Origin of the sequence: Halopelagius fulvigenes, from assembly GCF_042662625.1 — an archaeon.
Lineage (GTDB): Archaea > Halobacteriota > Halobacteria > Halobacteriales > Haloferacaceae > Halopelagius > Halopelagius fulvigenes.
In genome coordinates, this window is sequence record NZ_JBHSXH010000002.1 from 1 (window position 1) to 22,599 (window position 22,599).

Sequence of the window (22,599 nt, forward strand, 5' to 3'; positions counted from 1 at the left end):
GGTTAAGACTAAGTGACAGATGCTCACTCAGTGAGCCACCACACCGTGTTCCGCCCGCCGATTTGCTTACTCTCCAAATATCCGTCCTCCTTGAGCGTCTGAAGGCGGTTCAACGTCCCCCGGCGTTTGATAGGTACCTGTTCGGCCACCTCGGCGGTTGAGAGAACCGGCTCGTCGGACTCCCGAAACACGTTCAGGAGGTCCTCGTCAGTGACTCGGGGCTTCCGCCCGCCCTTGTTTGAATCAGGCATTGTCCCCTATACAGTGTTAATGCCCTAAAGGGTATTCCTTCTAAGGTCCGAACGCGGGATAATTTGCGAGCCACCCCTCTATGCCGGTAGGTTTATGGTTAATGCCCTCTAAGGTACTAACAAGGAAGGACGGTCCCCTGGGGCGTTTGGAAACGCCCGGCGCTTGGGACGCCGGACTGGCCTTCTGTGGAGCTGAAGACCAATGGAAACTACTGAAACGCAGAACCGAGAAAGCATCGTTCTTGAGACCGACCCCGACGCGCGCGACGTTCGCGCCGTCACCCAGTACCTCACGGTCCTCGACGACGTGACCGCGCCCGCGGACACGCCGTCCCCACTCGTCGCTGACGGAGGGGAGATTACCGTCGCCGAGGCCGACGAGATGCCCGCCGCCGGCCCCACGTTCACCTACCACCGCGAACCGACGGCCGCTGGCGGGGCGACGTATGTACGTTGCGAGGAATGTCACGCCGAAGCGGTCCCCGCCGACCCCGACCGCCTCACGCACCGCGCCGGCTGTTCGGCGCAGCACTAACCCGGCCGCCAGCGGGGGCTCTCTCCCCGCCTGCCCCGGACCGGGGGCGCACGCAGGCGGTCGGTTCGACGACGCCGTCGAGCGCCGGCTGTGGGGCGTCCCTACGGAGGCCGAGCACATGCCAGACACACCCACCAACCTGACCGAAGCAACGTACGCCCAACTCCGCGCCCTCGTCGAGACGCGCGACGACGCCGTCGGCGAACTCGCCGACACCATCCTCGCGTCGAGGACCGGCGAGAAGAGCGATAATCAGCAGACGACCCCGGGGGTTGACGCCCCGGAACCTGCCGACTCCGAACCCGAAAACATGACTGACGACACCACCGACGACGAGACGACGACCGAATCGCCAGAGATGCCCGCCGAACCGAACCCGTGGGAAGAGGTCGGCCCCGCCCTCGCGCACGACGACGTCATGGAGGCCCGCTTCACCCTCGAAGACGTCCTCCACGACGTCGAAGCCACGCTCCGGGCGGGCGACGCCCCGAGCGCCGACCAAGTCAACGCGCTCCGCGACGAACTCCACGCCCTCCAGGCGCTCACCGAACAGACGCTCGCCGTCGTCGCCGACGACACCGAACCGTGGGCGCGCGGGGTGAACCCGCAGGTCTCAATTGGCACGCTTCAGGACGCCGTCTCCTCGGGGTGTGCGATGGCTAACCCCACCGACGCCCTCGACGACGACGCATTGGCCGCCCTCGAAGCTGAGTTCGACGACGTCGAGGCGGGACTCTCGGCGGGCGTGCAACTGTGGGTTGGATTAGAGAACCCTGAAGAGATGATAGAGGAGATGGACCGATGAGTACCGACTCGACGAGAGCGGCCACTGCCGGCGTCGAGACGGCGTCGCCCCCCGTGACGCCCATCGGCATCGACGTCGGGGAGAAGACGCTCGTGGCGGCAGCGACGCCCGATATGGACACCCGCGATGTGTTCACCGTCGAGGGTCACGCCCCGGCGCAGGTGTTCGACTACCTCACGACGGCGGTCGGCGCACTCCAGAGTGCGGGGTTCGAGACCGAGGCCGGAGAGGCCCAACTCACCGCCGCCTTCTGGTACCGTCTCCGCGCGCAGCTCCTCGACACCGTCGCGCGGACGGTGGAGTGGGTGCGGACGCACCCGAATCCGGTTCTCGTCTTGGAGGACTTGGGACGCCACCACCGCCCGCTGTGGGAGATACGCGACGACGCCGAACAGGTCGGCGCGTGGTTACTCCCGCACCTCCAGATAGAGCTTGCCGACCGCGCCATCGACGCCGGCGTCCCCGTCGTGTACGTCGACCCCGACGGCACCTCTCTTGAGTGCCACCGCTGCGGGGAGCGCGGAGAGCGGAAGGGGAAGCGCCTTCGGTGTCTCAACCCCGACTGTGGCGTCGGCGGCGTTGACGCCGACCGGTCGGCGGCTATCACCATCGCCTCTCGCGGCGAGGAGCGCGGCCTATGACGGCGATAAGCTGCGAGCGGTGTAACACCCGCTTCGAGACGGACCGCACCGGGGCCACCGACGAGAGCGACACCACCCGCTGCCCCGCCTGCGGGGAAAAACACGACGTCCCGGTGACCGACGGGGGGAGCGGGCCAAACGAACCCTCGGCGACGGTCGAGGCCGACGGAACGACCGTCGAGATTCACGTCCACATCCACAAGCACGCCGAGTAGCCCGTCTCCGGCGCAAATACTCTTTTCCGGGATGGGTGATGCGGTTTTATTCAGACCCCTCCCGAACGACCGCCAGATGCTATTCGTGGCTCTCGTCGGGTAAGTTTCTACTCCCCCACTCCTGCAAGTGTGCCTGTTTCAGGGTGTGTCGTCGGAGTTCCCTGACCCGTTCTGGCGTCATTGAATAGACCTCGACGCCGTCTTCTCGCTCTCGGTCTGCGAAACCGTCCTCTACAAGTTCATCAAATAGGTCGGAGACTTTGGACGGGTCCAATTGATACTCGTGATTCGACTCGTACTGTTCTACGACACGGTCAGCACTCACTGGCGTGTCGGAGTTCCTATTCATCGAGTGGATGGTTGTTAGGATACCTATGTGAACAGGGGTGAGAAGACCGATTGGTTTCTCTCGCTTCGCTTCTCTGACCGAGTCTCCCGGTTGCCAGATCGTATCTTCAACGCCAAACAAGTGTTCCCCCTCGTCAAGGTACTCGTCCAAAACCTCGACGTTGGGGTCTTCTATCTCAATTCCAAGCTCCTCGCAGTGAGTCTGATGTTTCTCTAAAGCCGCGTCTTCGGATGCAGCGGTAGCTACGAATTCATTAAGTATAGGACCATCAAGGGGCACGTCATCGGGGTGTTTTGACCCTTTGATTGGGCCGCTAATGTAATAGTAGCGAGCCATAACGAGTGTAGTTGATGCTACCATTTCACACTGTCGAATCGCCAAACTACTAACCCGGAAAACGGCGGCGTACATGTACCTAAACCCTCAAAAACACTCATTGAGCAGTAGTACGTACGGTTAGTATGTCGGTTGCGAACACGTTTCAAAATCGTCTCGACGACGACGGTATCCCCGTCCGCGATGTGACCCTCGCCGATGACGGCGAACTGACCGTGACGACCATGGTTCACGACGAGAGCGGGGACCCTTGCGAGGACCTAATCCCGCGGACGGTCGTCTTCTTCTGGAAACTACACGATGTGGCGGGCGTCGGGCCGCTCACCCTCAACCTCGTCGACGAGGTCGAAGAGTGTGTGACTCTCTGCGAATGCACAACCGAATGGGCCGCCGCGGCCGTCGCGTCGAGTGAGAACCTCGGCGAACTCACCCCGACGAAGCGCGACGTCCTCGCCTCTATTCGCGCGGAGGCCGACGTGGTCGGATTCGACGAGGTCGACGTCCCGAACGACGCTGTAGACAAAGGGGCGCATAGAATGTCGGCCTCTGCCGCCACGGAGTTCCGCCGAGTTCTTGAAGGCGAAGGAGTCCCGGTTGAGAGCGCCGAGGTCGAAGAGTCGGGGAGACTCGTCGTTGTTCTCGACGCCGACGACGTCGTTGCCGCCTGCGAGGAGACGGGTGCTGACGGCGCTACACTGGCCGTCGCCGCGTACTGGAGCTTTCACCCCGGCACCGAACTCGGTCCGCTAGAAGTCCGGCTCCACGACGAGACGGGAGTGGCGGCGTCCTTCATCTGTCGTCGGGAGTGGGCCGAAGAGGTCGCCGAGGTCGAAGAGAGGACCGACGACCGAGGAGCTATCTGGAGGGCGAGGAGTGAGTGTCTCCAGCGAGTGTACGATACTGAGATTCAAGGAAATTGGACCGACGTCGTGAGCGCCCGCGGCGAGTGACCCCACCGCTTAGTCCAGTGACACGCATGGCTTTCCACGAGAGAAAGCATTAAGCGCGCAGATTGTATATTGTAAGGTATGCAAGATGTGAATTGGGAGAGCGAACGGGCCATGGCGCGCGACGTCGAAGAGAATCCAGAACTGTGCGCTGCTCTCGCCGTCGACCCGTTTGACGACGAAGACGACGACGCCGAGTAGTCCTTTTAGCAGTCCTCTTCCGGCAGTACATCCTCGAAGAAGCGACGCCACACTTCGAAGAGTTCGTCCTTCCGGTAGATTATGTCCATTGTGATTTGTTCCATCTCCCCGCGAACGCGGTGGGATTCGCGAGTCACGTCTTCGATTTTCTCTGTGGGCCACTCCCCGGGTTCAACCCCGTTCTCGCTGAGGATACGCCGGAGCATGAAGAAGGCCGTACGGTGATTCGCATCAGGGAAGAAGTGCCGACCGACAACGGCGTGCATCCAATGTGCGCACTGATCGGGGAGGGGTTCATCAAGAGGAAACTCACGAAGGACACGGCGGAGGTTGTGATTCCGCGTGCTCCAGATGTTTCGTCGGGTTGCTTGGTAGCTTCCGTACCCGTCGTACTCTATTTCCGTATCGTCGAGGAACCCAGTATTCCGGAGTTTGAAGTTCACCGGGCCGATTGCCGACAAATCCGTGATACGGGGACAGTCGGCCATATTCGAGAGTACACAGACGGGATGCTAAGGGTTACGACACCACGACTGCAAGTACCTTAGTTCATCGGCGACGTCCGCCGACGACTCTGGCGCTTCTCCTCTTCGAGAGCCTCGCGTACCGCCTCTTTGACGCGGGCCTTCTTTGCGTCGCCCTCGACGGTCACCTCGATATTGTTCACGTACTTATTCACCGTCGACGTCCCGGAGGACGCCGTCGACCCCGACGACGAGGATGAGGATGCGGACGAGGACTGGGGCGCGGTGGCAGGGACGTTCCCTTCGCCGAGGTAGCTCCCAACGCCACCGGCACCGCCGCCGGTCCCGGGTGACGACCCGCTGGTGTACGGGTTCGACCCCTCACCCTCGCCGTCGTCGCCTTGGTTGAGTTTGTACTTATCCAAGGACACCCCGCCCTGCTTGCCGACCGCGTCGTCGAGTCCTTTGATTATGTCGGCGACGGGGCCGAGGAAGTCTAACATCGCCTTTGCTCCGTCAATCACTTTGCCGGTGAACCAGTCAAACGCCCCTCCCACGGCGGCGAATAACCCGCCCATCGTGTCAAATGGGGTCAGTAAACTGACGGCGGCATTTCCGAGGCCGATGAGGACGTTAGATAGAATTTTTGCTATATTGGCAAGATACTCGACATATTCAATGACGAGGTTCACGCCGAGAGCGGCGGCGTTGAACAGGTCGTCCCACAGATTCAGAACTGACGCGAGTCCCACGCCAATTCCTATCAATAAGGTAACGGGATTGATTAGCCCGGCTAGCGTCCCGGCGAGAGAGACGGCCGCGGAGATGATGCCCCCGGAGAAGAGGCCACCGAGGACGCCGGAGAGGGCGGAGAACAGCCCGGAGAGCGCGCCCGCGACGCCCGATAGGACGCCGACGGCTTTCGTGACACCGGCGATGCCCACAACGAGTGTGCTGAATTGAGTGAGGACCGGTCCCATGACGTCCGCGATACCGCCGAAGACGTTCCCGAGGGTCTCGGCGAGCGGGACAAGCATATCGACGTACGGCAAGAGTCCCTTTAGCGCGTAACCCACCATTTCCAATCCGGGGAGGATGAGGGACAGGGCGGCTGTTCCGACCTCGGCCAACGCCGGCGCGAGGTCGAGGAACACACCGGCGACGTCCATGGCCATCGGGGCGAGTTGGGCGAACTCCTCCGTCGTGAACCGGATGAACCCCGGGATTGCTTGGAGCGCGCCGGTCGCGAGGGTTTCGAGCGTGGGGAGGACGGTGCGAATAGAGTCCTCCAACGCCGCGAACGCCTGCGGTTCGACGGCAGAGAAGGTGTCGCCGAGGGCGTTGGCGAACCCGTGCAACTCCCCGCTGAGCGACGTCGTCAGCGTGACAAAGTCTTCGAGGACGGTGAGCCCCGCCGACAGCGTCCCGGTGAACAGCGCCGCGTTGGCGTCGTTCTTGAGGGGCTCTAAAATCTGAGAGGCAGTGTCGCGCACCCTGCCCATGAACTCTTGCAGCCCCTCCATCGCCGTCGTCGCCTTCTCGCTCGACGCGGCGACCCGTTCGCCGATGGCCAAAGCGCCGCCGCCTAGAAGGCCCGCGAGGCCCGCGAGGGCCCCACCACCCCCCAGGATGCCGCCTGCCGCCGCTGAGGTTATACTGGCAATCCCAGCGGCGGCAGGACCGGCCAGCTTCGAGACGACACCCAGATTCGCTGCGAAGGGGCCCAGACGAGTCGAGACGCCCGACAGCGAACTCATCGCGCCTTGAAGGCCAGTCAACTCCAGAGCGGCACCCGAGGCCTCATCTCCGAGTTCATCTATACGCGACGCCAACGCGGTGACCGACCCGGAGGCGGCGACCGCCTCCCCGACGGTGTCTCCCATCTTCTCTTCGAGGGCTTCCAACTCGCCCGCCGTCGCGAGGGCTTCCGTCCCCGCGTCGTCGACGGCGGTTTCTAACGTCTCGACGCCCGACGCGCCTTGAATGCCGGCGTCAAGGAGGTCCTTCGCAGACTCAGAGAGGCCGTCAAGTTCGTCGGTCGACGCGCCAATGCGGGTGAGGCCGTCCGTGAGGCCGTCGAGGGAGTCGGCCGACTCAACCACCTCCCCGACCGCCCCGTCCATCTGGCCGAGCGCCTGCGTCGCGTCGAGGGCCTCTTCCCGGGCGGATTCGAGAGTGCCGACGAGGTCCCCCGCGTCGGTCGCGGCGGAGATACGGACATCGGGAAGCGATTCGAGCGATTGCCGCACCTCCGCGACGTCCCCGCGCAAACCTCCCGTGTTTGCCCCCAGTGAGAGGTCGGGGACCGACAGATTTGCAAACGTATCTTGAATCCGGGCGAGGGACCCCTCCGCGTCCGCTGTTTCCGCGGAGAGCCCCGCGGCGAGGTTTGGCCCGGAGAGGTTGCCGAGCGCCCCGCGGACCCTCGCGATGCCGCGCAGCGCCCCGTCTGTCTCGGCGTTGACGGTCAGCGTCTTACGAGACGGCAGTGAGGAGAGTGCCCCGCGGAGATTCGAGAGCGCGCCCATCCCGTCGGACTCGACGCCGACGCCGACACTCCGACGTCCGGGGAGCGAGGAGAGCGACCGGCGCACTTGGGAGAGCGCACCCGTACTCGCCGACGTCTCGACGTTTGCCGTCTGCGACGAGGGAGAGGGGAGACTCACCCCGCCCCCGTCGGGCGTGTTCATCGCGACGGAGGCGGCGACGGTGGTTCCCGCGACGGCCCCGGCGGCGGCTTGGAACGCGGAGAGGGAGCCCGTCGCCTCGTTGGCCTCGTCGGAGACGTTGTCGAGGGAGGTGGCGAGGGTGGTCGTCCCGGCGACGGCCTCGAAGGCACTCCCGGGGACGTTGTCGAGGGCCTCGTCGTACGTCGTGACGGCGGGCGTCCCCTTCGAGAACGACGAGGTCGCCTTCTCGATGGACTCATTCACCGACGCGAGAGACCCCGAGAGTTTTGCGAACGTCGAGTTTGCGTCACTGCTGGCATCCTCGACGGTGTCCATCGCGCTCGCCATCGCCGACATATCGACCGCCGCGGATTCGGCGGCGTCGGCGGCTGCATTCGTGGCTTTCGCCACGTTCTTCATCGCGCGCGAAATCGATTCTTCAGCAGTTAGCTTTGCGTTGAGAACTTCGTCAGCCATAGGAGAGAAAGGAAAGAGAGGGCCGGGACACCCCGGCCGGGAGGTCGAACAGCAGTTGCAGAGGTAGTCAGTCGGTCAATCCGCGGCGTCGGGTGCCGGGCTTACCCCATGACGCCCATGTTGATTTCGTCCTCCAGACCGAGTTCGCGGATGGCATTGCGGAGGAGGTCCCGGTCCGCGCAGGCGACCGCCCGGAAGACGTCGCTAAACCTACTGTGTTCTTCCACCGCGTCGACAACCTCCTCGACGTTGGTGCCGGTTTTGGGGAGTTCCCCCCACTTGCGGAGGTCCTCACCCGTCACGGAGTATTTCCTCGGCGGTGCCTCGCCCATAGTGGCCTGCGCGGACCAAATCCGCCGGATAGCCTGCCACCGTGGGACGCCCTCGCTGCCGTTGAGGACGCGCCCGGCGACGGGCGGGAGGTTCGGCGGGTTGTGAGAGTCCGCCCAGCGTGCGGCGGGTATCGTCGTCTGCGAACGGACGTATGCGAACCCGCTCGAAGAGAATGAGACGTCGTTGAATGTGACGGTGTATTCCGTACCCTCATCGGACGAGTAGGTCACGGCGACCACCTTCTCTGCGAGTTCGCGTACCTCTTCACCGACGACGTGGAGGTCGCCCTCAACGAAGAGGTCCCGAATCTCGTCCAGAACGTCGGCGAGTGCTGCGGCCGCCTCGTCCTCGGGGACAGAGGCGACGCCCGCGACGAGACGGGCCGCGGTCGTCGTGAAGTGGTCGCGGTCGACGCCGGCGTCGAAGAAGGCCTTACTAACGGTGTCTGCGTGAAGAGGAGTTCCGTCGGCGAGTACTTCGAGGTCGAACTGGTCCTCGCCGTTGGGGGTGAGCTCGACGACGACAGACGTCTCGGGGAGGTCGAGGTTGAATGTCAGCGGGGTGTGTCCTTCCGCGGGGAGGATAGTGAGATCGGCGGCGTCGGCGTCGACGTCGTCGAACACGTCGGCGGGGTCGGGGCAGGCCATTTCACTCGGCCTCCAGCGTCCGGGGTGCGTTGGTTTCGGTCTGTTCTGTGGAGTCGGAGAGAAAAATATCGTGAGTCATGGTTGATAGCAAACGGAATGAAGTACGAACAGTAGTCGGTGAGTCGTCAGTCGTCGAGGTCGGGACCGAGAGGGCCCTGATACTTCTCGGCGAAGGCATCGGGTGGGTCCCGTATTAGGAGCTCGAGGACGGTATCGGTCACCTCGTCGGGCATATAACTAAGCGCGAACGCCTCTGCCGGGGAGATGTGCGTGAAAGAGGGGTACCGCTCGATGATGGTGTCGTGGAGGTCCTGCACCTCTGACGTCCACTCCCGGTCCCGGCCGAAGAACTCCGGCGGGCGGCCGGCGTCCGTCCCCTCTTCGTCGAGCGCCTGAAACCACCGGTAGATATCTCGCCCGTCGAGTTTATCGGGGACGTCGGGTTCGAGCCCCTCGACGGCCTTCTCCAGCGACCGGCGTGTGCGTCGCGTCATTCGCCCACCGCCTCGCCGAGAGATTCGAAGATGGGAGAGAACTCGCGGAGTTCGCCCGTCTCGACGACGCGGACAACCCCCGCCTCTTCGTCGACCGACTCGAACTCGTAGGAGAGTAGTTCACACACGGTGAGCGGGGTGTATTCCTCCTCTTCGAGGTCTTCGATTTCGCGTTCGAGACGGCGGCGAGTGCGACGGGTCACGCCTCACCCCCGTCCTCGTTGACGGTGTCGGGCCACTGTCGCACGTAGGGGAGCGCGGCCGGGTCAACGACCGACTCGTCGCCGTCTCGAAGGAATCGGAGGGCACGCTCGGAGACCGGTTCTCCGTAGTACCGCACCATGTTTGCGTACATGAGTTCGGGGAGCGTGAGTAACTCCCCCTCGTCGGCTTCGAGGTCCTCGACAGCACGCTCCAGCGACCGGCGGGTCCGTCGGCGGGTCATGCTTCGTCCTCCCCGACTCCCGGGCAGTCGGACCACACAGACGGGTCTATCTCTGGGGAGCGTTTGACCTGCCCGTGGACACGCACTAACCCCGCCTCCCCGTCGACCGTCTCGAAGGCGTCGGCTTGCATCGCCGCGATAATCTCGGCGAGGTTGGTGTCGGGATAGTCCTCAGTGCCCTCCAGGTCCTCGACAGCACGCTCCAGCGACCGGCGCGTACGACGGCGGGTCACTCGTCGCCCTCCCTGTCCACGTCGTCCTCAGCGGCCTCTGCTTTCTCTCGTTCGTGCATCCGAACGAGGGCTTTGACGAGAGAACCCTTCTCCTCGTCCGCCCCCACTTCGTCCTCGAGCTCTTCGATTTCCTTCTCCAGTTCCCGGCGGGTGCGTCGGCGAGTCACTCCTCGGCCCCCCTCCGGTCGTTGGGAAGGTCGAAGGTCTCCCGCTCCACCGACCGCGTCCCGTCGGGGGAGTGCGAAACCCGGAGTTCGCGCGCTTGCCCGGCGCACTCACCGTCGGCGTCGACGAGGAACCCACGAATCGTTATCTCCGGCGGGGCGTCCGTCTCGTCGTCGCCCCCGTCGGCGGGGTCTAAATCCTCAATGGCACGCTCCAAACTCCGGCGCGTCCGTCGAGGGGTCACGACACCACCTCGTCGACCGGCGTCAGACCGTAGGTGTCCGTCAGCCACTCGCCGATGCCGTCCGGGGTCTCTCTCGCTGGGTCGAATGCGGCGTCGAGGGCATCCTTCTCATCGGGGGTGAGTGGCGGCGTCTCGACGACGTCGACGTCGTCAGCCTCATCCGCGAGGGCGTCAATTCGTCGTTCTAACTCCCGTTTCGTGCGTCTCATCGGTACTTCGCTCGGTTTTGCGTCTCGACGACTCTCTCAACGCGCTCCGCCAGCTCCTCCCAGTCCTTCCGCTCGGTCAGCCATTCTTCGCGGTCGCGAACAACCCGGGCGGCGGCAGCATATTCCTCCTCCTCAAGAAGGCCAGTGATACACCGGTCGAACACGCATTTCGCCGTCAAGGTGCGCCGTCGGCCGAGGTCCTCCTCGACGTGGTCCGCGAGGACGTCGATGTCGTGATTGATGTTCTGCCGGGAGGTGTCGAACTCCCGGGCCAACTCGGCCTGATTTAACGCCGCAGGGTGCCCCACCTCTTTGATACGGCGGAGGATTTCGGCACGTCGGGCCTGCCAACTGTAGTTTTCGGGCGATTCGTCTTCGGGAATGTCGAGGGTAGTGTAGTCTATTTCAGAGGACATTGTCAAATAGTGTTAAACGCAGGTGGGCGACGCAGTCACCCGCTGGCGGCTTCTCCACCAGTGGCGTCCGCGAACTCGGCGACGCCGGTGGGAGTGGAGACTCCCCACTCGGCGCGAAGGTGTGCGAGGTGTCGCTCCTGTTCGTTGACGGTGTCTCCCGAACGGAGGGCCTCCGCCTCCTCCTCGAACCCGTGTTCAAGAAGCGCGTCGTACATGCTCCTGATTCGGGCCTGCGAGGAGTTCTGGGCGGAGTCGTGTTCGGGGTCGAACTCTTTCACCTCGCGGGCGATACGTGTCTGTTCTGCGAGCGTCTCGGCCTGTCGTAGTTCGTTCGCGGCTTCGTCCTCCCCGCGAGCACGGAGACGTGTGTACGCCGAGTGTACGGTGGCCTGTCGGGACGAAACGACCGGGTCCGTCTCAGGGTCGAACCCGTCACTCATGGTCGTCTCCGAGTTCCGCGGTGAGCTCGGCGACGAGGGATTCTAACTCCCCGACGCGCTGTTCAAGGGAAAGGCCGGATTCGACGTAGTCGCCGGCGGGGTGGTCCTCGGAGACGGGGGCGACGGGGTCGGCCTCCCCGACGAGAGACTCCCCGCGCCGAGTGAGCTGCACCCGCCGCTCCCCGACGGCGCGGTCTTGGTAGGTCCGACTCCCGAGGGCCGCCCCGTCGTGTTTGACCGTTATCGCGGCCATGGTTTCGAGGACGTCGAGGTGGTGACTCAACGTCCGCGGCGGGAGGTCGGCGGCGTCACGGAGGACGTCGTCGTCGGCCACCCCACCGGCGTCGTCGATGGCTTCGAGGAGTGCGACCCGCGGGGGAGTGAGGTATGCGTGGGGGTCCGATTTGGGGGTCGGGGAGTCCGTCATTCGAGGTTCCCCCCTTCGGCGTCGACGTCGGCGAGTTCGTCGGCGACGTCGAGGGCCCGGACGGCGTGACGGAGAAGCTGCGTCTTCCCCCGCCCGATGCCCATAGCGCTTCGAACGTCGTGGAGGACGTCGGCGTTGGCGACGGCGTCCTCGAACTCCTCGACGCCGACGTCAATCTGGGGGAGTTCGCCCCATTCGCGGAGGTCCGCACCCGTAACCGGGATGCTCCCCGGCGGGGCTTCGCCGACGTCGGACATGCTCATCCAGACACGCCGAACCGCGCGCCACCGGTCGAGGGCCTTCTCCCCCTCGAAGGTGCGCCCCGTGACGGTATTCGAGAGCCCGGGAGTCGCGGTCGTGTCCGCCCACTCAACGGCCGGGATGGTGGTCTGCGTGCGGTCATATGAGAAGGTGCTCGGGTTGAATCGGGTGTCGGCGAACGTCACCACCCACTTCCGACCGTTGGGGGTATATGTGACGTCTGCCGTCCTGGAGACGACTTTGCGGGCGTGGTCGTCGAGGACGTGGAGTTCACCCGCGACAATCCGGTTTTGAACGTTTCCGAGGGCGGCGAGGAGGGCGGTGGCCGCCTCAGTCTCCGCCACCTCGGCGATGCCGCTGATGAGACGCGCGGCCGTCGTCACGAATCGCTGCCGGTGGGGGCCTTCGCTGAAGAAGGACCCGCCGACCGTCGCCGCGTGGAGGGGCGTCCCGTCGTGCGTCACCTCGACGCGGAACTGGTTGACGCCGTCGCGGCCGGAGAGGGCCACCTCAAATGCGTCGTCGGCCGGGAGCGAGAGGTCGAACGTAAGAGTTTCTGCGCCCGCGGTGTCGAGAATGACGATATCGTCCTCCCCGTCGTCGGGGACGGGAGAGTCGGTTGGGGAGGGGCTCGCCGCCATCTTACTCCATCCCCAAGAACGCAGCTTTTTCACTGCCGACGTTCCGCCCGGCGTCCTCGTCAACGGCTTCGAGGATGTGCTGGAGAGTCTCTGCGTTCTGTTTGATGAGCGCCGCCGTGCGGTCGGCGTCGGAGAGGGATTTCTGCGTCGAGGGCGACGGCGAAGGGGAGTCGAACCCGAGGAAAGAAGCCTTCTTGGCGTCCGTCTGTCGGGTGGGGTCGTCGACGTCGAGGGCGTCGGCAAGAGCGGCCAGACGCTCAGAGTTCTGTTCGGCGAGTTCGTGAAGAGTGGTTTCAGACATGGAGTAGGAGAGTGTTCAGGGAGGTTGGCGGGCGATTCGAGGGCGTCCGTTACCCGGTCGTCGGCGGGGCGTGCATCTCGCAGAACCGGCGGAAGTACACCGCGAGGGAGTCGAACCCGTCGGCGGCGTCGAGGTACACTGTGGGGTCGTCGACCAGCGTTGAGTCGGACTCGGCCATGAGAGTGGCGACGTCCCACTCCCACTCAATCCGTTCGCGACGGAGGCGAGCGGCCTCCGCTTCGAGGGTCTCGCGGTCGGGGTCATGGATGGCCGCGAGACGGCGCTCGGCGGGGGACTCGGCGGTCGGGGAGTGCGACGACGGGGTCATGGGTTCGCGGAGAGGTCTTCGAGGTCGGTTCGCTGGAGAAGGTCCGTGAACTCGAACCGCTCGACGAGGTCGTCTTCGTCGAGGAACGTCACGCCGGCGTCGACGAGGAGGGCGGCGAACTCGCGGTGAGCGGCTTCGAGCTGGGCGGTCTGTGCGTTGAGGTTGGCCTGGAGGGCGTCGCGTTCCGCGCGGAGGGCTTCGAGGTCCGATTCGAGAGCATCGCGCTCTGCGCGGGTCTCGGCCAGCTCTGCTTCGAGGTCGGCGACGGACGAATCGGCGTCCGTCTCGGGGTCAGGGTCGGAGTCAGTCATGGGTTGTGGTGTGTGTGGGGTCGGTGGGGGTGGTGTGTGTACGAAAACCCCGCGCCCCGAAGAGGGGCGTCAACGTACGCGACCGGGGAATGCCCCGGTCACGGGAAGATGAGTCGCGCGGACCGCGGACCGACAGAGAGAGAAGACCCCGAAGAGCGACAGAAGACGAACTCAGTTGCCTCGCCCCGGTATGTACGAGGGTCATCGGCAGGGGGTCACTCACCGCCGGTGAGTTCCAAGAGCGCCTCCTCCAGGTCGTCGTCGAGGTCGGCGAGGGTGTCACACCGGAGGTCGAACTCCCGGACGGCGCGCGCTTGGGCTTCGGTCAGCTCGACGTCGGCAGGGGTGGCGTCTCCACCCGCCGGCGCGTCGGCGAGGTTGTCTATCATACGCGAGAGCTCTCGTCGGGTTCTACGTGGCATAATTAGGCGGTGGAGAAGAGTCGGGAGCGGTCGCGAGGAATGCGCCGGACGATGAGTTCGTCCGTGGCGTCCGCGGCCGCCCAATCGACGTCAAGTTCGACGAGGCCGTCGTTCGCAAGCTCGCGGAGGACGTCATTCGCGGTCCGAACCGGGCAGTTCATCGTCCGAGCGACGTGCCCCGACGTCGTCACTTCCCCGGGAGTGAGCGTGTCGAGAACATCGGCGCGGGCGATCATCATTCCGTGTCGAGACCGAGTTCGCGGCGGATAACGTCGTCGTACGAGTCCCCGCGTTCTTTCCGAGCGTGTAGTTCATCCGCCGTACGTTCGCGGAGTTGAATCGTGGTCGTCGAACTGGTGGTGCTGCTCATTGTATTCAAAACCGGCCCTCCGGTGCCTCTCCAGGTGTTTTTACCGGTGGGTGGGGGTGGGGTGGGGAGGATGGTCTGAAGAGACGGAAGTCTAAGGAGAGGCGTCCCCGGCGGCCAATACGGCCCCGAGGAGACCGGAGGGCTCTATCTGTGTGCTACGTAGCCGAGGCCTATAACTCTGTTGGTTTTGAGTACCTTACAGAGAAGTTATGGCGGGGTGAGTGCCGCGGCGAGGGCCTCGGAGATTACCTCGACACCCTCACCCGACCGGCGCTCGTCGCATGCGGTCCAAATTGCCTCTTCGCCGGCCTCGGCGTCGACGTCGAATCCGTGGTCCGCGAGATGATAGAACGTCGCCAGCGCGTCGAGGGCGTTAGTGTAGTGCTTCAGAAGTTCGTCCTTTGAGCGGCACCGGTCCGGGGCCGGGCCGTCGAGAGACGCGCGTTCACCGCACGTCTCGCGGTCGCAATATCGGCGGCGGCCGGATTCGACCCACGTCACTCCCGCCTGTTCGTCCGGGGTCGGACACGCCGGCGAGGGACGGAGAGGAGACAGGCACCACGCACACAGTGCGTCGTATCGGAGGGCCCGGAGCAGCTCCTCAACGGCCGCGGGAGAGGTGTCGGACTCGGTGAGGTGCTTGCGGGCCGTGTGGGGAGTTCGGAAGTCGGTACGGTCGGGGAGAGAGGTATCAGTCGTCATAGGAGAGGACGGGGCATCGGCCGGTGTTTGTGTGGTACGTTTTGTCACACACACGGCGTGTGCGGGGGTAGAATCCAGAACCTCGCCCGCGTCGGGGTCATCGGGTTGGGGACTGGCGGTCGGGAGAGAGCCGTCGCTTCGAGGGTGGGGCGAACTCGGTGTCTCAAACGGGGACATTGAGGTCAGTCCGCGCCATGTGGCACCGGACCACCTCCGTCCAAGCGGTCGCACCGGTCCCCGGAGAGTCCGAACACGTCGCGCGCCCACTCCAGCCAGTCGAGTGTACGGGGTGAATCGGCCAGTTTCGCCCGTAAGCGGCGCTGTGCTTCTACTTTGAAACTGCCGTTACCGTGTAGAACTGATAACGCCGATTTCAAAGTAGAGATTTCGGCAGCGTAGACACGTCCACGCCGCTGTTCGTACGCTCCAGCGTTGAGGAGTCCTATCTCTTCGAGGTCGTTGACCCAGCTCGACACCGTCCGGTAGGTGACGTCCATCCCGCAGAGCGTCGCGAGTCGGTGGAACCCGCGCTTATTGTACGTCACGGCGTCGCCGTCACGGTTGATGAGCGTCTCCGCGCGGAACCCGTCGATGTCGCCCTCGCCGTCGAGGACGCGCCGGACGTGGCCGAGTAGGTCAAGCGCGCCGTCGGCGACCGGGAGCATCGCCCGGAGGGGGTCGGCGAGTTCGTCGAACCCGACGAGCTCGTCGACGGGGAGTGCCGTGGGGACGTTGGTGAGGAGGTAGACGTGCTTCGTCTCCTCGGCGAGGACGGGGCGGAGACGGTGGACACACTGTTCAATCTCGTCCTCGCGGGCCGCCCGGAACAGGTCCCCGGCAAGTCCGGTGTACTCTTTCGTCTTGATTTGTCGCCCGCGGCCGTCGTCGTCGGTATAGATGTACCTCCGGGCGTGAGCGTCGGCGGCCTCGTCGCGCGTTGAGTGCTCTTCTCCCCCGGCGTCGAGTTCGGGGTCGTCCATCGCGAGGAGTTCGGCGTCACGGCGGAGGTCGTCCATGTTCGGGTGCGGCGCACCGACACAGACGACGGCGTCGTAGTCCGCTCGGTTTAGCCCGCGAGTGGCGTGATAATGCATCCAATCGACGTTCTGCGCGGTGTCGAAGAACTGCCGGATGTTCTGCTTTCCGATGGCGAGGACTTTGTCGTGAACCCGCGCGGCGGTGTCGAGAGTCGACTGTATTCGACCGGCGACCGGCCCGCGCCCCTTCTCGGCACTCTTCCAAATCGTGTTGTAATGGTACTGACCCGTCGTGACCTGCGTAACGCGCATATTCGCCTCTACCGGGTCGTCTCCGGTGACGACGGGGTCCTTGCCGTAGAGTCCGCGGACGGCGCGGGGCGTCGGCGTCGCGTTGAGGATGAGCGGCTTCTCGGGAAGGTCGCTCTTCAGCGGGACGGTGCGAGCTTTGAGAGCGACCGGGGCGTCGGACGAGTTCGTTTCTATCCACGCTTTCGCCCGGCCTCGCGCGGGGTCATGCGGGAGGATGGTGTCGTGCTTTTCGTGCCATCCACACTCCTCACAAGCTCGTGCGCCGTTGTGGAGGTCAGTTCTCGACGAACACCGTGGGCAGTGCGACAGAGAGAGGGGAGCGGCGATGGCTTCCCGCGTCGCCTTACCCGGGAGTCCCGCGGCGATGGCGGCCGCGAGGACGGCGTCGAAGCAGAGCGGCGTCCCGTCCCACTCATCGTCCTTCATGTCGCCGATGATGTTCTCGCTGTACTCGACTTTGAGACGGGCCAGCGTCTCTCCTTTGAGCGTCTCCTTGACGCCGTAGTCACCGGTCCCGTCGGACACCATCCGTTCGTCCCACTCCACGGCGGGAGCGTCGAGCGCGGCGAGAGTGTCCGGCGTCTCCGGGTTCGTGATAACGTCGACGACGTCGCGAGTGAACCTCGCGAAGGCGCGGAAGTTCTCGCCCTGGTCCCCGGTGAACACGCCGGCGAGGTGGTCAAGTCGGTTCCCCGCCCGGACGAGGTCCTCAACCTCTATATGGCGGTCGGTCGACGGCGTCCCTGCCTCTTCGTCGACGATGCAGATTCGTCCGTCGCGGACCGTCTTGAGCATCTGGTACTCTTTCACTCCGACGATGCGGTCCTCGCTCTCTATCTCGGAGAACTGCTGTAGCCACTCGCACTCCTCGCCGTCGTGCGGGTCGACAATCTGGTGGGCCTTGACCGGCCCCACCTCCCGTTTGATGGCTTCGTACTGTCGTCGGTCGGCGTGGTCCCTGGGGAGGTCGTGTACCGGACACATGGACGGGCAGTTCGACCCGTGGCCGTGTGTTGGGCATTCCTCGTCGGCGTGATCGGCGTCCATACATGTCCCCTCTCGCTTCTGCGGGCCGCCGCGGAGGTGATAGTACCCGTCCGGGGTGGCTGAGTCCTGCTGGAACTCTCGGGCCTTTTCGTGGAGGTCGAAGAACACGACGTGCTCAAGGTCACGGACGGCCGCGGCGCGGGCGGCATTCGTCGTCTTCCCCGACCCAGCAGTGTCGCCCCATATCATCGGCGCGTCGCCGTCGAGGAACTCGTCGAACCGGTGTCCCGCGAACTCGTCCCACCGTTGCTCCCGGTCGAAGGGTTTGGGGTCGTACTCCGGCGGGTCGCACACCTCGGGTTCGGGCGGGCCTTCGTCGTCGGCGGGTTCGTACTCGGGAATGTCGAATCCGAGGTTGCGGAGGTGTTCGACGCCGCGCGCCCAGTCCTCGCCATCGGCGATGTCGCCGCGCGTCCAGCTCTCCTCGGCGATGAGGGCCATTTCGACGGCGGTCCCGTGGTGGCCGTTTGCCGTATCCACCCACGTCCCGCGGTCGGTGTTGATGTAGTTCGCGTTCCCGCTGTTCACCTCGCCCGCCCAAATGGGGACGAATGCGCGTTTCCCTGCGCCAGAGCGGTCGGTGAGCCCTGATTCGCGGTCAGTCCACTGCCGGACGATGGTTTTCTCGGCGACCCTCTCAACGTCGAGGGCGTCGATGGCGGCGTAAATGTCGCGGAGTGTCGTCGCCGTCTCGCGCTCGCCGTCGTCTCCGGTCGCCCGCTCCCGACGTTGGCGGGCGAGTGCGTCCTGTCGAGCTTCCCTCTCGCGCTCGCGGGTAAGCCATGCGTCGAGCGCGTCGGTCCACGTCTCGACGTCCTCCGCGTCGTACTCGTCGGCCCAGAGCGTCTCGACGACCGACTCGACGGCGTCGGCGTGGCGGGTGTCGGTGAAGTCCTCGCCCCACGCCCGGCAGTCGTCGATGAGGCCGTCGTCGACGTCGTCGAGCGGGACGAAATCGTAGGTGGGCGTCCGGGCGTCGAGCGGGTGTACCACGCCGTCAATTCGCTTGTGAATGGAGAGCGGGGCCTTGTACTGCCGGTTCTTGTTATTCACACAGTCGGCGTCGAACACGCCTTCGACGGCAGGGACGTCCTCGCGGACGGTGTCCGCCACGTCCCCTAACCACTCGTTGAGCCGTGTCCGGTACTCTCCGAAAATCCGCCCGAGGGCGTCACGGTCGTCGGCGTATCGCTCGGCAATCGGGGCCGTCGACGCCGGCGCTCCAAAGACGTACGCGCCGCCCACGGAGTCGAGAGCAAAGACGTGTTCGTATCCTCCCATCAAGTCGGCGAACGCGGCCGTGTAGCGTGCAAGGGCGTCCTCGACGGCGTCGTGCGTCGCGTCCGGCAGGGGGCGCTCTTTATGGTCGCCTTCGAGGTCAATGTCGGCGAATGGGGCGAATCCCGTAATATCGGCGTACTCGGGAAGGGGGTTCTCGCCTCCCTCCCATTCTTTGCCCCCCTCGCCGCGGGTGAACCGTTGTTCGTCGAGGAGCGCGTCGGTGTAGTTCGTGAGTGCGTACAACGACCGCCCGCCGGTACTCGCGTCCGCGCCGGTGACTATCTCACTGTAGTCGCGTGCCAGCGTCTTCGCGCGCCCGTAGCCGTCGAACCCCGCTTCGAGGTCCTCAATAGACGTCGCGGGGCGTGTCGTGTACCATCCACTGTTCCCCGCGAACGCGCCCGTCGGTGCTCCCTCGTCGCCGAGTTGCGCCAGCGCGTCGAGAGCGGGTTTTGCCCGGCGGTAGTGTACTCGGACGTCCCTGTCGTCGGGAGTGGGCGTCTCGGTCGTGGGGTCGTCCTCCCCCGCCGCGAGACGGACGTGGTCGACGTCGACCGCTTCGAGGGTGTCGGTCGCGTCGAGTGCGGCCTTCACCTCTCGGTCGCTGTAGCCGTGCGAGCGGGCCGTCTCTCGGAGTTCGTCGATGGGGACGGGGTCGTCGTCGTCGAGGTGGAGGAACCCGCGCGTGTCACGGAGGAGTCCCTCCCAGTCGAGGTCCGGGGAGCTCACGAAGACACCCCCAGCGTCCCCTTCCGGTGATAGCGACAGAGGACTCGGTCCCCCTGCCCGTCGATGGTGACACGTTGAAGCCCCGTGTCACGTCTACACCCTAACACGCCACATCCGTCGGCGTGGAGAGCGTCGCCGGAGTCGTCGATTATTTCGCCGTCGTTGTAGTCGTTCAGTTTTGTCGTGGTGGTTTGCATATAACCGCTCTAGGCCCGTTAACGCGGGCGAGACGGCGATGCGGAAAAGCAGACGGGCGGTATCCGACAGACATAAAGCCCGGTATCACGAAATGATACATGGACGTTTGGTGTCCGCCTGCTGGGAGGTGTTGTAGCACCTCTTCCACATGCGCAATCGATTGAAAGTCGATGCAACCATAATTTTCCAAACACGCCGCAACCGGGGATATTCCCTGCCAGGAGAGCCCCCCGGCGGCGTGTTCGACCTGTCCTCCGGAGCCTTGCCCATACAGTTCACCTTCTAGGACTTAAGGCCCGCGGGGCGCGTCCGCCTCCCGCGTAGACTCGTACATCTCCACGACCTCGGTCAGAAATTCGTCGAAGGAGAGAGACTCGTACGGCTTGACTTCTTTGAGCCGTGCGAGCGTATCGGGGCGGACGGCAATAGTTGACCAGTCACGTTCGGCCATAGCTGTTCACGTGGAGTAAAGGACGGGGTATAGTTAAATGTACCGAAACGCGGAACCTACACCGGCACTGTTTTGACCCGCCGTTGTGAACAGCAGTAACGTCATGGGCAACGGGAGACCACGGGGGATTCTCACCCCCCACCGACGCGATTACCTGCGAGGAGAGACCGACATTGAGCCCCAGTCGAATACCGAGCGTGCGATTCGGTCCGACATTCGAGAGAATCTGAAAAACTCGCTTCTCGACTTCCCGATTCTTCTCTATCACCTCCGCGAGGATGATATGAGACAGGTCATTCGGGACGACGACGTCGTCGAGAACCGCTGGCCGATCCGACACACGATTCCGCACCTTCTCGGGTTTGCCTACTGGGCAACGCTCCAGAACCCCGGGGGAGAGGGAATGGAGGACGTCCGTCTCCTCGAAACGATGCTCGAAGAGGGGGTTCGGATGGCGGTGGGGCAAGTTGGAGCTCCGGGGGAGTACACGAAGAACGTCGAGGTCGACATTACGGTCGAACTCGCCGACGAGAGGGCAGAGTACACCGGAGACAACCTCTTCGAGCTCCCGCGCGACGCCCTTCTCCCGTTGCTCCTCGAAGGCGAAATTACAGAGCTTGAATACGCGAACGCGATTCAACGCTTCGAGGACGAGGAAGACGAGGAGGGGCAGGAAGAACCCGACGACGTCGACGAGGAGTGACCCCCGCCGGCGTCCTTGCGGCGTCTATGGGGTTGTTCCGAGGAATGAGAGTCAATGGGGACGCCCGCCGCCGAGGGGACCGTCCGCGGTCTTAACCAACGGGAGGAGAGGAGACACCCTCGGCGTTGGTTAAGGAATCCACGCATGGGCGTTGTTTCCAATGACGCCCCGACCGCCGCGCGTGGGCCCGACTCCCCCGCCTCCCGCGCGCCCAGAAGTTAACTCTTCTTTACCCCCCGGAGTGGAGCTGTCGGGCGATTCGGGGGACTAATAGTTCACCCTACTCCGGCGGGTCGTCGAGGAGGTCGTCGTCTTCGAGACGGTCGCGTATCTCGTCGTCGTCCATCTCTTCGAGTGCTTCGAGACCGAGGCGGAGGACGAGTGGCCGGTAATGGCGGTTCTTCTGTAGCGGCGTCCCCTCCAGCTTGTACGGGCGGTTGACCTCGTCGAACGTCACGCCCATCAGGTTCACCAGCTTCGTCGGGAGGTACATATTCACGTTCGTCTTCTCCTCGTCGCCGCGAAGCCCTCCGCTCTCTGATTCTTCTGACGCCTCTGACGTCTCCGTCGTTTCTGACGTTTCTGACGCTTCTGATGAATCCGCTTCGTCGGCCGATTCGCCCTGTTCTGTTTCAGACGTTTCTGACGTCTCTGATGCTTCTGATGTTTCCGACGTCCGAGAGAGACGCCCTCGGAGCGCGTCACCGCGGAGCTTCCGCTTCTCGTCGCCATTGTCCTCACTCATCGTTGAGGCCCTCCAGGTACGCCGCGACGTCGTCGTAGACGCCGGTCATGTCGCACTCCTCCGGGTGGGCGAAGATACTTACACCGTTGTTCCACGCCCGCTGTAGGGCGACCCTCTTGCGGACCTCGAACACCGGGACACCTTCGCCAAGGACGTCGTCGAACCACTCAAGCATCTTCTCGGCTTCCGAGTCCGTGGTGACCTCGTTTGCGACGAGGGCGACCGGGTGGATTGAAACGTCGAACGTCTCGGCGAGTATCTCTATCTGGTCGAAGAGGATTTCGAGGGCGCGGATGGCGGTTGTCCGTGTGGGCGCAGGGATGAGGACGCGGCGGCACGCCAAGAGTGCATTATCGACGAGGGGGCCGAGGTTCGGCGGGCAGTCGACGATGACGAAATCGTACTCGTGTTCCAAGGAATCGAACGCCATCGACAGTCGCTCCTCCCGACGGCGGGCCGTCGTGAGTTCGCCCTCGAGCTTGAACATCTGGACGTGCGCGGGGACGACGTCGAACTCCTCGTGGTGGCGGATGAGCTCGGGGAAGCGGTCGGTCTCGGCGATATCAATGAGGACGTCGTACAGTGACAGCGCCTCGGTGTCATACTCGTCTTCGTAGCCGAGGCCTTCGGTGGCGTGCCCCTGCGGGTCGGCGTCGACGAGGAGGACCCCGTGGCCACGCTCGGCGAGTGCGCCGGCGACGTTGATGGCGGTCGTCGTCTTACCAGCGCCGCCCTTCTGGTTCGAGACGGCGATTCGTGTTTGAGACATCTCTGACGTCTCCATCGTTTCTGACGTTTCATATAAGTTTGTCAGACAATGAGGCGAGGTTCACTGGAAACGGTGGGGTGTGGCCACTTGCCCTTAAGGGGTTAAGAC

The 22,599-nt window shown here is 64.2% G+C and carries 32 protein-coding genes; 6 read left to right on the plus strand and 26 right to left on the minus strand.

Annotated features, from left to right (window positions below; translation table 11 throughout):
* Positions 1 to 23: 23 nt before the first annotated feature.
* Complete coding sequence (locus ACFQEV_RS00320) at positions 24 to 251, minus strand: hypothetical protein (protein WP_379691885.1); 228 nt, start codon at positions 249 to 251, stop codon at positions 24 to 26.
* Between the two features lie 202 nt (positions 252 to 453).
* On the opposite strand from ACFQEV_RS00320, the gene ACFQEV_RS00325 reads away from it, so the two are divergent.
* From ACFQEV_RS00325 to ACFQEV_RS00340, 4 genes are all read left to right on the plus strand, one after another.
* Positions 454 to 786 carry a DUF8118 domain-containing protein gene (locus tag ACFQEV_RS00325; protein WP_379691886.1) on the plus strand — a complete coding sequence of 111 codons (333 nt, stop codon included), beginning with the start codon at positions 454 to 456 and terminating at the stop codon, positions 784 to 786.
* 118 nt (positions 787 to 904) lie between these two features.
* Positions 905 to 1,591, plus strand: coding sequence for a hypothetical protein (locus tag ACFQEV_RS00330; RefSeq protein WP_379691887.1), 687 nt, complete (start codon positions 905 to 907; stop codon positions 1,589 to 1,591).
* Positions 1,588 to 2,232 (plus strand): zinc ribbon domain-containing protein, encoded by a 645-nt coding sequence (locus ACFQEV_RS00335; RefSeq protein ID WP_379691888.1) that lies wholly within the window; start codon positions 1,588 to 1,590, stop codon positions 2,230 to 2,232. Before ACFQEV_RS00330 ends, ACFQEV_RS00335 begins: the two co-directional genes overlap by 4 nt.
* The gene (locus ACFQEV_RS00340) at positions 2,229 to 2,447 is read left to right on the plus strand and encodes an FmdB family zinc ribbon protein (RefSeq protein ID WP_379691889.1); all 219 of its coding nucleotides are present in this window, start codon (positions 2,229 to 2,231) and stop codon (positions 2,445 to 2,447) included. The genes ACFQEV_RS00335 and ACFQEV_RS00340 overlap by 4 nt, the downstream gene beginning before the upstream one ends.
* Positions 2,448 to 2,526: 79 nt before the next feature.
* On the opposite strand, the gene ACFQEV_RS00345 is transcribed toward ACFQEV_RS00340, so the two are convergent.
* Positions 2,527 to 3,156 carry a hypothetical protein gene (locus tag ACFQEV_RS00345; RefSeq protein ID WP_379691890.1) on the minus strand — a complete coding sequence of 210 codons (630 nt, stop codon included), beginning with the start codon at positions 3,154 to 3,156 and terminating at the stop codon, positions 2,527 to 2,529.
* Positions 3,157 to 3,257: 101 nt separating this feature from the next.
* Here ACFQEV_RS00345 and ACFQEV_RS00350 point away from each other — a divergent pair, with 101 nt between their 5' ends.
* On the plus strand, positions 3,258 to 4,082 hold the full coding sequence (locus ACFQEV_RS00350; protein ID WP_379691892.1) for a hypothetical protein: 825 nt from the start codon (positions 3,258 to 3,260) through the stop codon (positions 4,080 to 4,082).
* A gap of 203 nt (positions 4,083 to 4,285) precedes the next feature.
* On the opposite strand, the gene ACFQEV_RS00355 is transcribed toward ACFQEV_RS00350, so the two are convergent.
* The 22 genes from ACFQEV_RS00355 to ACFQEV_RS00460 all read right to left on the minus strand — a co-directional run bounded on the left by ACFQEV_RS00355 (position 4,286) and on the right by ACFQEV_RS00460 (position 20,274).
* Complete coding sequence (locus ACFQEV_RS00355) at positions 4,286 to 4,768, minus strand: hypothetical protein (protein WP_379691893.1); 483 nt, start codon at positions 4,766 to 4,768, stop codon at positions 4,286 to 4,288.
* 56 nt (positions 4,769 to 4,824) lie between these two features.
* On the minus strand, positions 4,825 to 7,890 hold the full coding sequence (locus ACFQEV_RS00360; RefSeq protein ID WP_379691894.1) for a phage tail protein: 3,066 nt from the start codon (positions 7,888 to 7,890) through the stop codon (positions 4,825 to 4,827).
* Between the two features lie 101 nt (positions 7,891 to 7,991).
* Positions 7,992 to 8,870, minus strand: a complete 879-nt coding sequence (locus ACFQEV_RS00365) for a hypothetical protein (RefSeq protein ID WP_379691895.1) — start codon at positions 8,868 to 8,870, stop codon at positions 7,992 to 7,994.
* A gap of 125 nt (positions 8,871 to 8,995) precedes the next feature.
* Entirely contained in the window at positions 8,996 to 9,364 is a 369-nt protein-coding gene (locus tag ACFQEV_RS00370) for a hypothetical protein (RefSeq protein ID WP_379691896.1), read from the minus strand.
* Entirely contained in the window at positions 9,361 to 9,567 is a 207-nt protein-coding gene (locus tag ACFQEV_RS00375; RefSeq protein WP_379691898.1) for a hypothetical protein, read from the minus strand. Before ACFQEV_RS00375 ends, ACFQEV_RS00370 begins: the two co-directional genes overlap by 4 nt.
* Positions 9,564 to 9,809 (minus strand): hypothetical protein, encoded by a 246-nt coding sequence (locus ACFQEV_RS00380; protein WP_379691899.1) that lies wholly within the window; start codon positions 9,807 to 9,809, stop codon positions 9,564 to 9,566. Before ACFQEV_RS00380 ends, ACFQEV_RS00375 begins: the two co-directional genes overlap by 4 nt.
* Positions 9,806 to 10,042, minus strand: coding sequence for a hypothetical protein (locus ACFQEV_RS00385; protein WP_379691900.1), 237 nt, complete (start codon positions 10,040 to 10,042; stop codon positions 9,806 to 9,808). The genes ACFQEV_RS00380 and ACFQEV_RS00385 overlap by 4 nt, the downstream gene beginning before the upstream one ends.
* Positions 10,039 to 10,209, minus strand: a complete 171-nt coding sequence (locus ACFQEV_RS00390; RefSeq protein ID WP_379691901.1) for a hypothetical protein — start codon at positions 10,207 to 10,209, stop codon at positions 10,039 to 10,041. Before ACFQEV_RS00390 ends, ACFQEV_RS00385 begins: the two co-directional genes overlap by 4 nt.
* Complete coding sequence (locus ACFQEV_RS00395) at positions 10,206 to 10,424, minus strand: hypothetical protein (protein WP_379691902.1); 219 nt, start codon at positions 10,422 to 10,424, stop codon at positions 10,206 to 10,208. The genes ACFQEV_RS00390 and ACFQEV_RS00395 overlap by 4 nt, the downstream gene beginning before the upstream one ends.
* A 23-nt stretch (positions 10,425 to 10,447) precedes the next feature.
* On the minus strand, positions 10,448 to 10,660 hold the full coding sequence (locus ACFQEV_RS00400) for a hypothetical protein (protein WP_379691903.1): 213 nt from the start codon (positions 10,658 to 10,660) through the stop codon (positions 10,448 to 10,450).
* A complete protein-coding gene (locus ACFQEV_RS00405) occupies positions 10,657 to 11,076 on the minus strand; it encodes a hypothetical protein (protein WP_379691904.1) in 420 nt (139 codons plus the stop codon). The genes ACFQEV_RS00400 and ACFQEV_RS00405 overlap by 4 nt, the downstream gene beginning before the upstream one ends.
* 35 nt (positions 11,077 to 11,111) lie before the next feature.
* The gene (locus ACFQEV_RS00410; RefSeq protein WP_379691905.1) at positions 11,112 to 11,516 is read right to left on the minus strand and encodes a hypothetical protein; all 405 of its coding nucleotides are present in this window, start codon (positions 11,514 to 11,516) and stop codon (positions 11,112 to 11,114) included.
* The gene (locus tag ACFQEV_RS00415) at positions 11,509 to 11,943 is read right to left on the minus strand and encodes a hypothetical protein (protein WP_379691906.1); all 435 of its coding nucleotides are present in this window, start codon (positions 11,941 to 11,943) and stop codon (positions 11,509 to 11,511) included. The genes ACFQEV_RS00410 and ACFQEV_RS00415 overlap by 8 nt, the downstream gene beginning before the upstream one ends.
* Positions 11,940 to 12,845 (minus strand): hypothetical protein, encoded by a 906-nt coding sequence (locus ACFQEV_RS00420; RefSeq protein ID WP_379691907.1) that lies wholly within the window; start codon positions 12,843 to 12,845, stop codon positions 11,940 to 11,942. Before ACFQEV_RS00420 ends, ACFQEV_RS00415 begins: the two co-directional genes overlap by 4 nt.
* Before the next feature lies 1 nt (position 12,846).
* Positions 12,847 to 13,146 (minus strand): hypothetical protein, encoded by a 300-nt coding sequence (locus ACFQEV_RS00425; protein ID WP_379691908.1) that lies wholly within the window; start codon positions 13,144 to 13,146, stop codon positions 12,847 to 12,849.
* A gap of 49 nt (positions 13,147 to 13,195) precedes the next feature.
* Positions 13,196 to 13,474 carry a hypothetical protein gene (locus ACFQEV_RS00430; RefSeq protein WP_379691909.1) on the minus strand — a complete coding sequence of 93 codons (279 nt, stop codon included), beginning with the start codon at positions 13,472 to 13,474 and terminating at the stop codon, positions 13,196 to 13,198.
* Entirely contained in the window at positions 13,471 to 13,785 is a 315-nt protein-coding gene (locus ACFQEV_RS00435) for a hypothetical protein (protein WP_379691910.1), read from the minus strand. Before ACFQEV_RS00435 ends, ACFQEV_RS00430 begins: the two co-directional genes overlap by 4 nt.
* A gap of 215 nt (positions 13,786 to 14,000) precedes the next feature.
* Entirely contained in the window at positions 14,001 to 14,174 is a 174-nt protein-coding gene (locus tag ACFQEV_RS00440; protein ID WP_379691911.1) for a hypothetical protein, read from the minus strand.
* Positions 14,175 to 14,209: 35 nt separating this feature from the next.
* Positions 14,210 to 14,446: a hypothetical protein gene (locus ACFQEV_RS00445; RefSeq protein WP_379691912.1), complete on the minus strand. Its 237-nt coding sequence runs from the start codon at positions 14,444 to 14,446 to the stop codon at positions 14,210 to 14,212.
* Between the two features lie 338 nt (positions 14,447 to 14,784).
* Positions 14,785 to 15,078, minus strand: coding sequence for a hypothetical protein (locus ACFQEV_RS00450; RefSeq protein ID WP_379691913.1), 294 nt, complete (start codon positions 15,076 to 15,078; stop codon positions 14,785 to 14,787).
* A gap of 383 nt (positions 15,079 to 15,461) precedes the next feature.
* Complete coding sequence (locus ACFQEV_RS00455) at positions 15,462 to 19,625, minus strand: hypothetical protein (protein ID WP_379691914.1); 4,164 nt, start codon at positions 19,623 to 19,625, stop codon at positions 15,462 to 15,464.
* A gap of 487 nt (positions 19,626 to 20,112) precedes the next feature.
* Positions 20,113 to 20,274, minus strand: a complete 162-nt coding sequence (locus ACFQEV_RS00460; protein ID WP_379691915.1) for a hypothetical protein — start codon at positions 20,272 to 20,274, stop codon at positions 20,113 to 20,115.
* 103 nt (positions 20,275 to 20,377) lie between these two features.
* Here ACFQEV_RS00460 and ACFQEV_RS00465 point away from each other — a divergent pair, with 103 nt between their 5' ends.
* Complete coding sequence (locus ACFQEV_RS00465) at positions 20,378 to 20,977, plus strand: hypothetical protein (RefSeq protein WP_379691916.1); 600 nt, start codon at positions 20,378 to 20,380, stop codon at positions 20,975 to 20,977.
* A 280-nt stretch (positions 20,978 to 21,257) separates the two neighbouring features.
* Here the strand turns inward: ACFQEV_RS00465 and ACFQEV_RS19860 are convergent, their stop codons facing one another.
* The gene (locus ACFQEV_RS19860; protein WP_464391634.1) at positions 21,258 to 21,722 is read right to left on the minus strand and encodes a hypothetical protein; all 465 of its coding nucleotides are present in this window, start codon (positions 21,720 to 21,722) and stop codon (positions 21,258 to 21,260) included.
* Entirely contained in the window at positions 21,715 to 22,491 is a 777-nt protein-coding gene (locus ACFQEV_RS00475; RefSeq protein WP_379691918.1) for a ParA family protein, read from the minus strand. The genes ACFQEV_RS19860 and ACFQEV_RS00475 overlap by 8 nt, the downstream gene beginning before the upstream one ends.
* Positions 22,492 to 22,599 lie beyond the last annotated feature (108 nt).